General features: G+C 71.6%; 13 protein-coding genes. 5 read left to right on the top strand and 8 right to left on the bottom strand.

What is annotated here, in order from left to right; genetic code table 11:
• Positions 1–94 precede the first annotated feature (94 nt).
• The 5 genes from OHA19_RS30250 to OHA19_RS30230 form a co-directional block, all read right to left on the bottom strand.
• Positions 95–1087, bottom strand: a complete 993-nt coding sequence (locus OHA19_RS30250) for a TerC family protein (protein ID WP_405711536.1) — start codon at positions 1085–1087, stop codon at positions 95–97.
• A gap of 265 nt (positions 1088–1352) precedes the next feature.
• Positions 1353–3302 carry a TerD family protein gene (locus tag OHA19_RS30245; RefSeq protein WP_405711538.1) on the bottom strand — a complete coding sequence of 650 codons (1950 nt, stop codon included), beginning with the start codon at positions 3300–3302 and terminating at the stop codon, positions 1353–1355.
• Between the two features lie 190 nt (positions 3303–3492).
• Positions 3493–4071, bottom strand: coding sequence for a TerD family protein (locus tag OHA19_RS30240; RefSeq protein ID WP_388656832.1), 579 nt, complete (start codon positions 4069–4071; stop codon positions 3493–3495).
• Positions 4072–4202: 131 nt separating this feature from the next.
• A complete protein-coding gene (gene uvrB, locus OHA19_RS30235; protein WP_405711540.1) occupies positions 4203–6323 on the bottom strand; it encodes an excinuclease ABC subunit UvrB in 2121 nt (706 codons plus the stop codon).
• A gap of 62 nt (positions 6324–6385) precedes the next feature.
• Positions 6386–7261: an MHYT domain-containing protein gene (locus tag OHA19_RS30230; protein ID WP_405711542.1), complete on the bottom strand. Its 876-nt coding sequence runs from the start codon at positions 7259–7261 to the stop codon at positions 6386–6388.
• A 215-nt stretch (positions 7262–7476) separates the two neighbouring features.
• Here OHA19_RS30230 and OHA19_RS30225 point away from each other — a divergent pair, with 215 nt between their 5' ends.
• The 3 genes from OHA19_RS30225 to OHA19_RS30215 all read left to right on the top strand — a co-directional run bounded on the left by OHA19_RS30225 (position 7477) and on the right by OHA19_RS30215 (position 10530).
• Positions 7477–8424 (top strand): glycerophosphodiester phosphodiesterase, encoded by a 948-nt coding sequence (locus OHA19_RS30225; RefSeq protein WP_405711544.1) that lies wholly within the window; start codon positions 7477–7479, stop codon positions 8422–8424.
• A 63-nt stretch (positions 8425–8487) separates the two neighbouring features.
• The gene (locus tag OHA19_RS30220) at positions 8488–9030 is read left to right on the top strand and encodes a methylated-DNA--[protein]-cysteine S-methyltransferase (protein WP_405711546.1); all 543 of its coding nucleotides are present in this window, start codon (positions 8488–8490) and stop codon (positions 9028–9030) included.
• Between the two features lie 186 nt (positions 9031–9216).
• Positions 9217–10530: an MFS transporter gene (locus OHA19_RS30215; RefSeq protein WP_405752284.1), complete on the top strand. Its 1314-nt coding sequence runs from the start codon at positions 9217–9219 to the stop codon at positions 10528–10530.
• Positions 10531–10547: 17 nt separating this feature from the next.
• Here the strand turns inward: OHA19_RS30215 and OHA19_RS30210 are convergent, their stop codons facing one another.
• Positions 10548–10910: a cupin domain-containing protein gene (locus OHA19_RS30210; RefSeq protein ID WP_405711550.1), complete on the bottom strand. Its 363-nt coding sequence runs from the start codon at positions 10908–10910 to the stop codon at positions 10548–10550.
• 152 nt (positions 10911–11062) lie between these two features.
• On the opposite strand from OHA19_RS30210, the gene OHA19_RS30205 reads away from it, so the two are divergent.
• Together OHA19_RS30205 and OHA19_RS30200 are read left to right on the top strand one after the other, a co-directional pair.
• A complete protein-coding gene (locus tag OHA19_RS30205) occupies positions 11063–12046 on the top strand; it encodes a pseudouridine-5'-phosphate glycosidase (RefSeq protein ID WP_405711552.1) in 984 nt (327 codons plus the stop codon).
• A complete protein-coding gene (locus OHA19_RS30200) occupies positions 12043–13044 on the top strand; it encodes a carbohydrate kinase family protein (RefSeq protein WP_405752282.1) in 1002 nt (333 codons plus the stop codon). The genes OHA19_RS30205 and OHA19_RS30200 overlap by 4 nt, the downstream gene beginning before the upstream one ends.
• A gap of 75 nt (positions 13045–13119) precedes the next feature.
• Here the strand turns inward: OHA19_RS30200 and OHA19_RS30195 are convergent, their stop codons facing one another.
• Both OHA19_RS30195 and OHA19_RS30190 read right to left on the bottom strand, forming a co-directional pair.
• Positions 13120–13770, bottom strand: a complete 651-nt coding sequence (locus OHA19_RS30195) for a uridine kinase (RefSeq protein WP_405711556.1) — start codon at positions 13768–13770, stop codon at positions 13120–13122.
• A 63-nt stretch (positions 13771–13833) separates the two neighbouring features.
• Positions 13834–14835 carry a hypothetical protein gene (locus tag OHA19_RS30190; RefSeq protein ID WP_405752279.1) on the bottom strand — a complete coding sequence of 334 codons (1002 nt, stop codon included), beginning with the start codon at positions 14833–14835 and terminating at the stop codon, positions 13834–13836.
• Between the last annotated feature and the right edge of the window lie 43 nt (positions 14836–14878).

The raw sequence follows: 14878 nt of genomic DNA, 5'->3' as shown, positions 1-14878 counted from the left end.
TACGACACCGGCCGGGGCGGGCAACTCACGTTGCGCGCCCCGGCCGGTGCCGGTTCCTGACCCTGCCGGACGGCCGCCGGGCCGTCCGGCACGGTCAGGCGCCGATGTCCACGCCCTTGTCGGCAGGCTCGTCCGACTCCGTCCGGGCCTGCTTCTTGTTGGCGATGAGGCTGGTGATCGTGGTGATCACCAGCACGCCGCAGATGACGCCGAGCGATACCGGGATGGAGATCTCGGGGACGTTCACTCCCGACTCGTGCAGTGCGTGCAGCACCAGCTTCACCCCGATGAAGCCGAGGATGACCGAGAGCCCGTAGCTGAGGTGGACCAGCTTCTTCAGCAGCCCGCCGATCAGGAAGTACAGCTGCCGCAGCCCCATCAGGGCGAAGGCGTTGGCGGTGAAGACGATGTACGGGTCCTGGGTCAGACCGAAGATCGCGGGGATGGAGTCCAGCGCGAACAGCACATCGGTGGTGCCGATGGCGAGCATGACGACCATCAGCGGCGTCAGGACGCGCTTGCCGTTGTTCCGGATGAAGAGCTTGGTGCCGTGGTAGCGGTCGGCCACCCCGAAGCGGCGCTCGATCGTCTTGAGGAGGCGGTTCTCCTCGAACTCCTCCTCCTCTTCACCGGCCCGCGCCTCCTGGATGAGCTTCCAGGCGGTGTAGATCAGGAACGCGCCGAAGATGTAGAAGACCCACGAGAAGTTGGCGATCACGGCGGCACCGGCGGCGATGAAGATCGCCCGCAGTACCAGCGCGATCAGCACACCGACCAGGAGCACCCGTTGCTGGAGGTGCGAGGGCACCGAGAACTTCGCCATGATCAGGACGAAGACGAAGAGGTTGTCGACACTCAGCGACTTCTCGGTGATGAAGCCGGCGAAGAACTCGCCCGAGGCCTGGCTCTCGCCGAAGACCAGCAGGCCGAGCCCGAAGAGGGCGGCCAGCGCGATCCAGACGATCGTCCAGATTCCGGCTTCCTTGGTCGTCACGTCATGGGGCTTGCGCCCGATGAAGAAGTCGACGGCGATAAGGGCTGACAGACCAAGAATGGTCAGCACCCAGAGGGTCCATGAAACGTCCACTGCGCCTCCGGCAGTTCGCTACGGCTACTGATCAGCGTCGTCGCTGCCGGAGGTCTCTTCCACCCGGGCACGCGGGCTGCGTGCCACGGGCCGGCGCCCCGGGACCGGTCACGGTCCGTATTGACGGGTGCGCCGCGTATGGGAGTACTCCCCTCCGCTCAAAGAACAGTACAAGGAACACCAAGGAAAGGTAAAGAGCAGGGTAAAGATCTTTCAAAAGTGCTGGTCGGAGGGGTGTGAGTCGGGTGCCGGTGTCCCCGGACCTTCAGGGGCGCCGGGGGCGGCGGGCCGCCGCCACCTTGGCGAGCACATCCTCCAGGACCCGGCTGCCCGGCGGAATCCGCGGCGGCTCGTACGTCCAGGCGTGCCCCACCCAGGGGTCGGCCAGGTGGTCGTCGGCGACCGGCGTGACGCGAAGCAGCGAGCGCCAGAGCGGGTCGAGCACCGGCCCGTACGCACTGGCGTCCTCCCTGTCCGCGACCATCATCAGATGGACGCCGACCGAGGGCCCCTCGTCGGCGAGGTAGCGCAGCTGGGTGACTGCCCGGTCGTCGAAGCCGTGCGGGAAGTCGTTGACGATCAGCAGCTGCTCGCCGGTGTCCAGGTCCGGCGGGAGCGAGTCGGCGGCGCCGGCCCGGATCGCCATCTGCACCAGGTCGACCCGGCGGGTGAGATGGGCGAGGACCGAGGCCACTCCCCCGGCTCCGGAGGCGGGCGGCCCGGCGAGTACCCCGGACCGGACCAGGGGTGCGAGCGCTCCGGCCGCGGAACCCGCGGGGTCGATGACATGGACCGAGAACTCGTCGGCCGGGTAGACGGCCAGCAGCCGGGCCGCATGCGCGACCGCACACTCCATGGCGAGTGTGCGCAGCCGGGCGCTGTCCATCAGGGCCGCGGCGTCGGACGTCGTACGGCCGCTGTCGATCCACATCCCGCGCTCCAGCGGCAGCCGGACCAGCAGCGGGATGTGCAGGGCAGGGTTCTCGGGCAGGTGGAGGTCGCCGATGCGCAGCGCCATGGGGATCTCCATCGGGACGCGGTAGGCGTGCCAGGCGGGGTTGTCCCAGCCCGCGAACGCGGCGGGCAGCGCGGGTTCCACCACGGCGGACTCGGCGGCGAGCTGGGCGAGGTCGCGGTCCAGGGCCTCGCGGGCCCGGGCGGTCAGCTCGTCGCGCTTGGCGCGGGCCTGCTCGCGGGCCCGGTCCCCCGCGCCGCCGATCCTGCTGCGTGGGTCGGACAGGGTGCGGTCGAGCTCCTGGTCCATGCGGGACTCGGCGAAGTCGACGGCGCTGCGATAGGCGGCGGTGGTGCGGGCCAGGTCCTCGAACATGCCCCATATCTGGTTGTAGAGGCGCTCGTCCATGGACCAGCCGGTCGCGTCCCCGGCGACGGGCTGTGCGGGGCGGCCCGGCTCGGCGGGCGGCGCGGTGGGAGGGGGCGGCGGGGGCGCGGCCGGCCGGCGGCGCGGGTGCGCGTAGTTGATGGGCCCGCCCGTCGAGGCGGCGGGCGGCGGGGTGGCGGGCTCTGCGAGCGGTTCGGGCGACTGGGGGGCGGGCCGGCGGCTGTCCGCGGGCGGCACGGGACCGGGCGCGCCGGCGCCGGGTGCGACCCGGTCGGCGTCCGGGGTGCGTGGCGGGGGCGGGGGCGGGGCGACCGAGCGGGCCATCGCCCGGGTGACCGCGTCCTGGATGGAGTGGGCCAGCTCGGTGGCCCGGGGCAGGCCCTGGTCGGCGAGCATGGCGTCGAGGCCGCCCGCGTAGCCCTGGCCGACGGCTCGTACCTTCCAGGCGCCCTGTCGGCGGTAGAGCTCCAGGGCCGCGACGGCGGACTCGGTGTCCAGGCCGGTGAGCGTGTAGGTGGCGATCTCGGTGCCGTCGAGCCCGGTGACGGCGACGAACGGGGCGGCGACCGCGCCGAACCGGACCGGACCGCCGACGCCGGTCGGCAGGGCCAGCAGCACGGTGACCCGGTGCACCGAGGCGGGCAGGGCGTCCAGGTCCACGGCCAGCCGGTGGTCGGCGGCGGCCTGCCTGGACACTTCGAGCCCGGGGAGCTGTGGCGATCCGGGATGGGCGATCCATTCGGTGCCGCGCACCGCGCCGTTCTCGTCGCCCAGCGTGGCACCGGCCACGACGGGCGTGCCGGCCGATACCCGGATCTCCAGACGGGTCTGGGGCAAGGTGTGGTTCTGCCCCCGGACCAGCTCGGCCGTCATTGCCCTGTCCCCTCGACGATTCGCTGCTGAGTGTCGCTCGTCGCGCCGTGTACGGTGCGGCGCGATGTGGTGCAGCTCCCGGCGGCCGATGCCTCCGGGAGCTGCGGGTGCCGGTGTGTACCGGCTCGGAGGGTGCCGAGGACCTTGGCCGGGCCAAGGTCTTCAGCGCCCTCCTCCGGTCGGGCCCTGCCTACAGGTGCGGCAGGATCGCCGGCATCAGGTCCTGGAAGGTACGGCCGTTGGCCGGGTTGCCGAGCGCGGTCATCTGCCACCCGTTCCCCGAGCGGTGCACCTTGGCCATGATCTGGGCGGTGTACTGCCCGCCGCCGTCGAGCGTGTAGCGGGCGAGCTCCTGGCCGTTGGTCTCGTCGACGATGCGGCAGAAGGCGTTCTGCACCTCCTGGAACGTCTGGCCGGTGAAGGAGTTCACCGTGAAGACGATCTGGTCGATGTGGACCGGCACCCGCTGCAGGTCGACGAGGATCGCCTCGTCGTCGCCGCCGGAACCGGCGCCGCCGACCAGGTTGTCCCCGGTGTGCTTGACGGAGCCGTCGTCACTGACGAGGTGACGGAAGAAGACCACGTCGACCGGCTGCTTGTCCGCGAAGAGCACCGCCGACGCGTCGAGGTCGATCTCCCGTGTACGTGAACCGAACAGACCCCGGCGCGGCGCCGCCTGCCAGCCGAGCCCCATCCGCACCGCGGTCAGGGTCCCCCCGTCGCTCTTCTGCAGGTTGATGGCCTGACCCTTGGTCATATTGACCGTCACGCGCTGTCCCCTCTCCGCTTTCCCCGCAACCGTCCGTGCGCGGTTTCCCAGAACCCTACGCATGCGCGCCGATGGCGCGACCGCTCGGGGCCGTTTTGTGTCGGTCCTGCAACACACCGGATGCCGCGGGCTCAGGCGAGGCCCGCCTCACGCATCTGGCGCAGCTCCTTCTTCAACTCCCCGACCTCGTCACGCAGTCGGGCGGCCACCTCGAACTGAAGGTCCGCGGCCGCCGCCCGCATCCGTTCGGTCATCTCCTCGATGATCCCGGCGAGCTCGGTGGCGGGCCGGTCGGTGACCGTTTCGCCGCCGCCCTTGGCCTTCTTCGAGCCGGTCGTCTTGATGCCCAGCGCGGGAACCGGAGCCTTGGCCCCCTTCGCCTGGCGGTAGCCGGTGCCGAGCAGCTGCTCGGTGTCGACCTCCTCGCGGGCGATCGTCGCGACGATGTCGTTGATCTTCTTCCGCAGCGGTTGCGGGTCGAGACCGCGCTCGGTGTTGTACGCGATCTGCTTCTCACGGCGGCGGTTGGTCTCGTCGATGGCCTGCGCCATCGCCGGGGTGATCTTGTCCGCGTACATATGGACCTGTCCCGAGACGTTTCGGGCGGCGCGCCCAATGGTCTGGATCAGGGACGTGCCCGAGCGCAGGAAGCCCTGCTTGTCCGCGTCGAGGATGGCGACGAGCGACACCTCGGGCAGGTCGAGGCCCTCGCGCAGGAGGTTGATGCCGACGAGTACGTCGTACTCACCGGAGCGCAGCTCGCGCAGCAGCTCGATGCGGCGCAGCGTGTCGACGTCGCTGTGCAGATAGCGGACCTGGATGCCGAGCTCCAGGAAGTAGTCGGTGAGGTCCTCGGCCATCTTCTTGGTGAGGGTGGTGACCAGGACCCGCTCGTCCTTCTCGGCGCGCGTGCGGATCTCGTGCACCAGGTCGTCGATCTGACCCTCGGTGGGCTTGACGACCACTTCCGGGTCCACGAGGCCGGTGGGGCGGATGATCTGCTCCACGAAGCCGTCGCCCCGGGACAGCTCGTACTTCCCGGGGGTGGCGGAGAGATAGACGGTCTGGTCGATCCGGCTCAGGAACTCCTCCCACTTCAGCGGGCGGTTGTCCAGCGCGGAGGGGAGCCGGAAGCCGTGGTCGACCAGGGTGCGCTTGCGGGAGGCGTCGCCCTCGTACATCGCGCCGATCTGCGGCACGGTGACATGCGACTCGTCGAGGACGAGAAGGAAGTCCTCGGGGAAGTAGTCGAGGAGGGTGTTGGGCGCGGTGCCGGGCGAGCGGCCGTCGAAGTGCATCGAGTAGTTCTCGACGCCGGAGCAGGTGCCGATCTGCCGGAGCATCTCGATGTCGTACGTGGTGCGCATCCGCAGCCGCTGGGCCTCCAGCATCTTGCCCTGCTTCTCCAGCTCGGCGAGGCGCTGCTCCAGCTCCTGCTCGATGCCGCTGACCGCCTTCTCCATGCGCTCGGGACCGGCGACGTAGTGGCTGGCGGGGAAGACGTGGAGGGACTGGTCCTCGCTGATCACCTCGCCGGTGAGCGGGTGGAGGGTGGAGAGCGCCTCGATCTCGTCGCCGAACATCTCGATGCGGACGGCGAGCTCCTCGTAGACCGGGAAGATCTCGATGGTGTCACCGCGGACCCGGAAGGTGCCCCGGGCGAAGGCGAGGTCGTTGCGGCTGTACTGGATCTCGACGAAGCGGCGCAGCAGCTGGTCCCGGTCGATCTCGTCACCGACCTTGAGCTGGACCATCCGGTCCACGTACTCCTGGGGCGTACCGAGACCGTAGATGCAGGAGACGGAGGCGACCACGATGACATCGCGCCGGGTGAGCAGCGAATTCGTCGCGGAGTGGCGCAGCCGCTCGACCTCCTCGTTGATCGAGGAGTCCTTCTCGATGTAGGTGTCCGACTGCGGTACGTACGCCTCGGGCTGGTAGTAGTCGTAGTACGAGACGAAGTACTCGACGGCGTTGTTGGGCAGCAGCTCGCGGAACTCGTTCGCCAGCTGTGCGGCGAGCGTCTTGTTCGGTGCCATGACGAGCGTGGGGCGCTGCAGCTTCTCGATCATCCAGGCGGTGGTCGCCGATTTGCCTGTGCCGGTCGCGCCGAGCAGGACGACGTCCTTCTCGTCCGCGCGGATGCGCCGCTCCAGCTCGGCGATGGCCGCGGGCTGGTCGCCGCTGGGCTGGTAGGGACTGACGACCTCGAAAGGCGCCACCGAACGTTCGATCTTCGAAACGGGCCGCATGGAACCACCGTACGACCCGCCACTGACAACCGGGCCGGGTCAGCCGATGCGCGCGGCCGGTCTCACCATTCTCCCGGTGGCGCGGGGTCGCGCGGCCGGGAGTGGAAGGACGCTGGGTCGGCGTGCGTCCCGAACCGCGGCACCTGCCGCTGGGCCGGGATTCCGGGCTTCCGGGCGGCCCCGCCCGGGCCCCCCGGGTCGTTCCAGTCCGGGGTGCCCATCACCATCAGCGGATCGAACATCACGACCACCGCGGCCAGGATCAGGAAGCAGGCGGGTCCGATCAGCAGTGGCACGAGCGGTGCGCTCGACCCGTCGCCCGCGGTGGCGTCGGGGTGCAGATGGACGCTGAGCGCGGCCATGCCCGTGTAGTGCATGCCGCTCACCGCCACGCCCATGACGACGCTGGCGCCGAGGCTGGGCAGGAATCCGTGGACGGAGACGGCCGCCCAGAGCGCCGTCGTCGCGGCCACCACGGCGATGACGACGGAGAGGGCGACGGTGACCGTGTCGTACTCGAACTGTCCGTCGAGACGCATTCCGGCCATGCCCAGGTAGTGCATGGTGGCCACGCCGAGCCCGGTGATCGTGCCGCCCGTCACCAGGGCCATTCTGGTGGCGCCCCGGTAGCCGACGATGAAGATGCCGACACCGACCATGCCGACGGCGACCGCGAGGCTGGCGAAGGTGACCGGCATGTCATAGCCGATGGCCACCCCTTTCACGGAGAAGCCCATCATCGCGATGAAGTGCATCGTCCAGATGCCGGAACCGATGGAGGTCGCGCCGAGGGCCAGCCAGCCGGCCTTGAAGGAGCGCTCGGTACGCAGCGAACGATTCGTGCAGCGCAGTCCGAGGGCCGCGCCGAGGCAGGCCATGAGGAAGGCCGCGACGGGCGTCACCGCTCCGTAGCTGAAACCGTCGATCGTGCCCTGCATGCTCGTACGCCCTTCGCGGAAGCCCGGGTTTCGGGGTGACCCTAAGGCGCGAGTCCCGGCAAACAAACAGAAGAGCTGCATTTTATCGAGAGGGAATTCGGCCCGTTACCCGGCATCGTCGGCCGCGTTCACGTTGTGGCCATCCTTCGCCTGTCCCCCGTTGGGGCGCGGCTGTCACTCTCGGCCCGTCCGCAACTCTGACGCAAGGAGTACACGTGTTCGCACGCACCGCAAGCGCCGCCCTCACCGCCGCCGCCCTGATGGGCGCCGGCGCGTATCTGATGTCGACCGCCGATACGCAGACGACCGGCAGGACCGTCGCTGCCGGGCACACGACCGCGGTCACCGGCGTCAGCACCGTGAGCGCCCGGACCGGGGATGCGAAGCGGACCGCCCCCACCGTCCTCGCCCACCGGGGCGCCTCCGCCTACGCGCCGGAGAACACCCTGGCCGCCGTCGACAAGGCCGACGCCCTCGGCTTCGACTGGGTGGAGAACGACGTCCAGTTCACCAAGGACGGTGTGCTGGTGGTCGTGCACGACACCGATCTCAAGCGGACCACCGACGCCGAGGCGGTCTTCCCGGACCGGGCTCCGTGGGCGGTCAAGGACTTCACGGCCGCGGAGATCGCCCGGCTGGACGCGGGCAGCTGGTTCGGTCCGCAGTTCGCCGGAACCCGGGTGCCCACGCTCAAGCAGTACCTGGACCGGATCGAGCGCAACCGGCAGAAGCTGCTCCTGGAGATCAAGAGCCCCGAGATCTACCCGGGCATCGAGAAAGAGACCCTGCGGGTACTGCGCCAGAAGGGGTGGCTCGACCGTTCGCACGTGAAGAACAGGCTCGTCATCCAGAGCTTCGGCGCGGACAGCGTGAAGAAGGTGCACCAGCTGCGGCCGGACGTCACGACGGGCTTCCTCGGCACTCCCGCGGTGGCCGACCTGCCCTCGTACGCGGCCTTCACCGACCAGATCAACCCCGCCCACACCTCGGTCTCGGCCGACTACGTGGACGCGGTGCACGCGCTGAAGGGCGCGCACGGCAAGAAACTCCGGGTCAACACCTGGACGGTCAACGACGCGGCGACCGCCGCGAAGGTGGCGGGCCTCGGCGTGGACGGGATCATCACCAACAACCCCGACGTGGTGCGCGAAGCCACCCGCTGACCTCCGGCGGGCCCGTCCGCCCGTCCGCCCCCGTTGTCAGTGGCCGGCCGTACGGTGGTTCACATGAACAGCAACGGTGTTGTCGAGTGGGCCGTCGTCGGGAGCGACATCGGCCCGCTGCTGCTCGCCGCGACCGGCACGGGACTGGTGAGCGTGGTCTTCCACGCCCGTCCCGAGGTGCGGGAGAAGGCGGTCGGGCAGCTGCGGACGCGACTGGGCGCGGAGCCGGTGGAGGCTCCCGGCTCCGCCCGGCTCGCCGAGCCGATACGTCAGCTCGCGGCGTATTTCGCGGGCTCGCCGCAGGCGTTCTCACTCGACCTCGACTGGTCGCTGACCACAGGCTTCAACCGCCAGGTGCTCCGCGAGCTGGCGACGGGCGTGCCGTACGGGACGGTCGTCGGGTACGGGGATCTCGCCGGGCGGGTGGGGCAGCCGGGCGCCGCACAGGCGGTCGGGGCGGCCATGGGGTCCAATCCGCTGCCGGTGGTGGTGCCGTGCCATCGGGTGGTGGAGAGCGACGGCGGACTCGGCGGGTTCGGCGGCGGCCTCGAAGCCAAGCGCCGGCTGCTGGCGCTGGAGGGTGTGCTGCCCCAGCCGCTGTTCTGAGCCGGACGCCGGAGCCGTCACCCTGGGCCCGGGCCACCGGGGCGCTGTTCGGCGTACCGGAGGACGCGGGGTGGTGATCGGGGTGGGTGAGTCGGGCGAGCCCGGGGGCCCTCGCGCGCAGCCGTGTCGGCCATGCCCGGCCGGGAGCCTGTTTCGTACCCGTGTACGGGCTGGCACACTGCGCCAGTGACCAACACCCTCGACACACCTGACACCCCCGCCGGGCCCGGTCGGTCCGCCGTCCCGGTCTCGGCGGCCGAGCTGCCCGGACTGCGGCGCCGAACATCCGCGGTACTCATAGGCAGCCAGATACTCGGCGGCCTCGGCGTGCCCATCGGTATCGCCCTGGCCCCCGTGCTGGCCACGGAGGTGAGCGGTTCCGAGGCGCTGTCCGGTCTGGCCCCGACCGCCTCGGTGACCGGAACCGCGCTGCTCTCGCTGCCGCTGGCCGCGCTGATGACCGCGCGCGGCCGGCGCCCCGGTCTCGTACTGGCGTATCTGATCGGTGCGCTCGGCGCGGGGCTCGTGGTCCTGTCCACCCTCGTCGACAGCTTCCCCCTGCTGCTGCTCGGCATGGCCGGGTTCGGTGCTGGTTCCTCGGCCAACCTGCAGGCCCGCTTCGCCGCCGCGGACCTGGCCGAGCCCGACCGGCGCGGCCGGGCGATCTCCACCGTCATCTGGGCGACCACGATCGGTTCCGTGCTCGGGCCGAACATCGCCGCCCCGGTGGGCCGTCTCTTCCGGGGCTCCGCGATTTCCGAGCAGGCCGGCCCGTTCGTCTTCGCGGCCGGGATCTTCCTGCTGGCCGCCGTGGTGGTCGGGGCGCTGCTGCGGCCCGACCCGCTGCTCACGGCGCGGGCGCTGGCGCCGCAGGGCGACGGGTCCTCGGCCGGCCGTTCGCTGCGTGCCGGGATCGCGGCGGTCCGGGCCTCGCCGATGGCACGGCTGGCGCTGGTGACGGTGGCCGTCTCGCACACCGTGATGGTCTCGATCATGGTGATGACCCCGGTCGATCTGGGCCATCACGGCGCCGGGCTCCAGCTGATCGGTCTGGTCATCAGCGGCCACATCGCGGGGATGTACGCGTTCTCCCCGGTGATGGGCTGGCTGTCGGACCGCTTCGGCCGGCTCGCCGTGATCGGTCTGGCGGCCGGGCTGCTCTTCTGTGCCGCGCTGCTGGCCGGAACCGCGGGCCCCAGCCACGGGCAGACGGCGGCCGGTCTCTTCACGCTCGGTCTCGGCTGGTCGGCGGGGCTGGTCGCCGGCTCGGCGCTACTCACCGACTCCGTGCCGCAGCCCGCCCGCGCCGCCGTGCAGGGCCTGTCTGATCTGACCATGAACACGGCGGCGGGCATCGGCGGGGCGATCGCCGGGATCATCGTCGCCCGGGCGAGCTACGGCTGGCTGAACGTGGTCGGCGCATGTCTGCTGCTGCCGATGGCCGCGCTGGCACTGCGCCGGGCACTCGCCCGTCCCGGCACTTCCGACAGAACCCCCTAGGAAGCTCCGTCGGGGCGTCAGAGGCTGATGTGGTAGGCCTTGCGCAGCGTCTCGTGCACCGTCCACGTCGTACGGTCGCCCTCGCGCAGCACACAGGCGTCACCCTGCCCGATCTCCAGCGTCGCACCGCCCTCGACCGCCACGGTGGCGCGCCCGCTGACGACCACGAAGAGTTCGTTGGCCTCGGTGTCGGTGACCACGCCGGGCGTGATCTGCCAGATGCCGCGCAGCTGCTTGCCGTCGGGCGACTCCCAGAGCACCTTGCCGGTCACCACGGGCTCGCCCGAGACGATCTGCGCGGGATCCAGCGGTTCGGGTTCGAGTTCGGCGTCCGGAATGTGCACGGCGAACGAGGCAGGGGCTTGATCAAATGTCGTCATGGCCGGTCACCTTAGCGACCGTCGGGAGGCGACTCGGCAGCAGGATGCGCCGGGGCGGCAAGGCGGAATCCCGGCCGGTCCGGCACGTGCCGTGCGGGTCCGCCACCCGGCCGCACGTTTGAGGCGTCCGCGCCCGCGACAGGGATGTGGACATGTCATTCAACGCGTCGCACCGCGCACACCCCTGCGCCCCCGCCCTCTCCGCCGAGGTACGGGCGGCCCTCGCCGCGCACCACCCCGTCGTGGCCCTGGAGTCGACGATCATCGCCCACGGTCTGCCGCGCCCCCGCAATCTGCGGGTCGCCGAGGAGCTCGAAGGGCTCGTACGGTCCGCGGGCGCGGTGCCCGCGACGATCGCCGTACTCGATGGAAGGGCCCGCGTCGGCCTGGACAAAGCCCAGTTGGAGCGGGTCGCCACGGACCCCGCGATGCGGAAGCTGGGGCACCGGGACCTCGCGCCGGCCCTGGCGACGGGCGCGAGCGGGGCGACGACCGTGTCCGCGACGGCGTTCCTGGCCGCCCGCACCGGCCTGCGCGTCTTCGCGACCGGCGGCCTCGGCGGCGTCCACCGGGAATGGACCCGGACCCAGGACGAGTCCGCCGATCTCCGGCTCCTGGCGCGGACCGGCATCACCGTGGTGTGCGCGGGGGTGAAGTCGATCCTGGACGTCCCGGCGACCCTGCAGCGCCTGGAGACGCTGGGCGTCACCGTGCTCGGTTACGGAACCGACCGCTTTCCCGGCTTCTATCTGACCAGTTCCGGCGAGCCGGTCGACTGGACGGTACGGACGCCCGAGGAGGTCGCGGATGTGATGCGGGCACAGGACGTGCTCGGCGGCCTCGGGTCCGCGCTCGTCGTCGCCAACCCCGTCTCCGAGGCGGACCAGTTGGATCCCGCACTCCACGACCGTGTGCTGGCCGAAGCCCTGGCGGAGTGCCGGGAGCAGGGCATCGCGGGCCAGGCCGTCACCCCGTTCCTGCTGGACCGGCTGATGCGGGGGACCGGTGGCGCCTCGCTGGAGGCCAATCTCGCGGCCGTACGCGCCAATGTGGCGCTCGCCGCGCGGATCTCCGGCGCCTGGTCCGCCCGGACCGAGGACCCTGCACCGCATCCGGACCGGGCGGCCGGACGATGACCGACGGCCAGGCGATCACCGACGGCGAGGCGATTACCGATGACCGGACAGTGACCGACGGCGAGGCAATTGCCGACGGCAGGGCAACTGCCGGCGGCCGGACAGTAACCGGCGGTCTGCTCGTCGTCGGGGACGTCGTCACGGATGTGGTGGCCCGGCACGGAACGGCCCTGGTCCACGGCACGGACACCTCGGCCCGCATCCGCACCCTCCCCGGCGGCGCGGGAGCCAACGTCGCCTGCTGGGCTGCCCGTTCGGGATGTGCGGACGTTCGGCTGCTGGCCAGGGTCGGCGCCGACAGTGCGGCCTGGCACCGGGACGCACTGCGGCGGGCGGGGGTGCGCTGCCTGCTGGCCGTGGACGAGGACGCGCCGACCGCCACCGTCGTCGCACTCGTCGATTCCGCCGCGGAACGCACCTTTCTCACCGACAGCGGCGCCGTGCTCCGTCTCTCCCCCGACGACTGGTCACCGTCGATGCTGGACGGCATAGCCCATCTCCATCTCTCCGGCTACCTCCTCTTCGCCGCGACGAGCCGCGCGACGGCCCTGCTCGCCCTGCGGGAAGCCCGGCGACGGCGGATCCCGGTGAGCGTGGATCCGGCCTCGGCCGGGTTCCTCGCCGAGCTGGGCGCCGACCGGTTCCTGACCGCCGTGGAGGGCATCGATCTGCTGCTGCCCAACGCGGACGAGGCCCGACTGCTCACCGGGCTGCCCGAACCGGCCGATGCCGCGGCCAAGTTGAGCCTCCAGGTGGGCCGGGTGGTCGTCACGCTCGGGGAGCGCGGCGCACTGCTCGCCGCCGCCGGGGCGGTGGCCGGGCGCATCCCGGCGGTTCGGGTGCGCGGAGCGGTGGACACGACGGGGGCGGGCGACGCGTTCACCGGTGGCTTCCTCGCGGCGCACCTGGCCGGGGCGGACGCCACCTCGGCCGCGGCGGCGGGATGCCGGGCGGGCGCGGAGGCGGTCACCACCGTGGGCGGCCGACCGGGTCCGTGAACACGGCCGTAGCCCTCGGCCCCGGACCGTGTCATCAGGCCGACGACCCGCACCACCCGGCCCCGGACCGTGTCATCAGGCCGACGACCCGCGCCATCCGGTCCAGGCCGGGTGGTGCGGGTCGTCGGCGCGTACGACCGCGTCCGCCCGGTCGCCGGGCGCCGACTCGTCCTCGTACCGCGCGAAAGCGGGCAGCGTCCAGCGTTCCGCCTCCTCGGTACGTCGCCGAAGCGCGCCGGGCGAAAGCCGCAGGTGGACACTCAGGTCGAACGGGAACCAGTGCCCCAGCAGCAACGGCCCGTGGACCACCAGCACCCCGCCCTCGGGCAGCGGCCGGTACGGGCTCCTCGTGGCGCGGTCGGTCACCGGATCCCAGAGATCGGTCAGCACCCGCCCGTTCCCGCCGGCCTCCAGCGGCCCGAAGACCTCGCGCCACAGCGCGCCCGTGTCGAACCAGCTGTCGTAGTACGAGTCGGGGTCCTCCTTGCCGTACTCGTACCGGAGGCTCGCCGGCCGCAGAAACCCCTCGGTGGACACGACCAGTACCGCACGGCCCCGGACCCGCAACGCCTGTGCGACGCGCTCGGCCAACTCCCCGGTACGGGCTGCCGGAGCACCGTCGACGGCGACCTTCAGCCGGCGGCCGCCGGCGGCGGGCTCCAGGGCGTCGGTGTGTACGGCGAAGGCTTCGGCCAGCCGCTCCCAGGTGATCGCTTCGAATCGCACCCGCCCATCATCGCCCCCGGTCCGTCATCGCTCCGAAGCGGCCATCGCCCGGGTCCGCCCTCGTCACGGGTCGGCCCTCACCCCCGGGTCCGGTGCTCGGTGCCCGGCGTCCCACCAGCGAGGGGCGTCCTCGTCGGGTTCGTCGGGGCTCGCGAAACGGAACGGGACGCCGAGCCGCTCCGCCAGTTCCCGGCCCGTCCGCGCCGCCTCGCCGGTCCCCGCCGCACCGATCCGGAAGTCTGCCAGGGCGGCGCTCTCCCACGGCCGGGCCAGGACAGCGGTCAGCACCACGATCCAGCCCCGGGTGTCACCGTCCCAGACCGCCTCGACGGCCACGGGATCGCGGGGCAGTGCGCGGGCGGCCGCGGCCAGGCTCTCCACGTCCCGGCGGGCCGGTGGCGCCATGCGGCCGGCGAGCTCGCGGTGACGCCCGTCGAGCGCCTCCACGCAATCGTGCAGCCCGGGGCGGGGGTCGATGCCGCTCGTCCACATCGCGTGCACGGCCTGGATGTACCGGCCCGCCAGGATCAGTCCGTCGACCCGCTCGCGCACGCCGGCGGGGAACGTCCACCACAGGAGCTGTGCCCGATGGCTCTCGGTGAGGCGCAGTACGCGGTCGGCGAGGGGGCGCAGGCCCGGTTCGCGGCCGGCCGCCGCTTCGGCGAGCCTGCGGATGTCGGCGAACCACCGTCCGGGTACGCCGTCCGGCGCATCGATGCGCCGGAACCCACGCTCCAGCAGCCCCTGCGCATTCTGCGGCTGCCCGCGCAGTACGGCCTTCGTCGCGGCGACCGCGTTGGCCAGCGCGCTCGCCGGGTTCGACCAGTCGTCACCGTGCGCCGCCGGGTCACCCGGGCCGTGGCCTGGCCGGCCGGCGACCGGTGACGCCCCGACCTCCAGGTCCACGCGCCAGAAGAGCGGAAGCCCACGGAAGGCGGCGAAGAGCAGACGCCGCTCGCGGGAGCTGCTCGAATCGGGGTCCGTACGCAGGGAGTCCAGGGGCACGACCGCTTCGAGCACGTCGCGGACGGCGGCGAGGCAGGAGCCGAACCGGTCACCGGGCACGGTCCAGGCGATGTCGATGTCGCTGTACGCGTCAGCTGTTCCG

It is taken from the genome of Streptomyces sp. NBC_00012, from assembly GCF_045040875.1.
Lineage (GTDB): Bacteria > Actinomycetota > Actinomycetes > Streptomycetales > Streptomycetaceae > Streptomyces.
The sequence above is the reverse complement of the archived record's forward strand: the minus strand, read 5'-3'. Positions and strand labels throughout refer to the sequence as shown.

Coding starts and splice junctions, on each gene's coding strand:
- OHA19_RS30210 (WP_405711550.1), bottom strand. CDS start 10,910: ATGACGACATTTGATCAAGCCCCTGCCTCGTTCGCCGTGCACATTCCG.
- OHA19_RS30200 (WP_405752282.1), top strand. CDS start 12,043: ATGACCGACGGCCAGGCGATCACCGACGGCGAGGCGATTACCGATGAC.
- OHA19_RS30220 (WP_405711546.1), top strand. CDS start 8,488: ATGAACAGCAACGGTGTTGTCGAGTGGGCCGTCGTCGGGAGCGACATC.
- OHA19_RS30230 (WP_405711542.1), bottom strand. CDS start 7,261: ATGCAGGGCACGATCGACGGTTTCAGCTACGGAGCGGTGACGCCCGTC.
- uvrB (WP_405711540.1), bottom strand. CDS start 6,323: ATGCGGCCCGTTTCGAAGATCGAACGTTCGGTGGCGCCTTTCGAGGTC.
- OHA19_RS30205 (WP_405711552.1), top strand. CDS start 11,063: ATGTCATTCAACGCGTCGCACCGCGCACACCCCTGCGCCCCCGCCCTC.
- OHA19_RS30245 (WP_405711538.1), bottom strand. CDS start 3,302: ATGACGGCCGAGCTGGTCCGGGGGCAGAACCACACCTTGCCCCAGACC.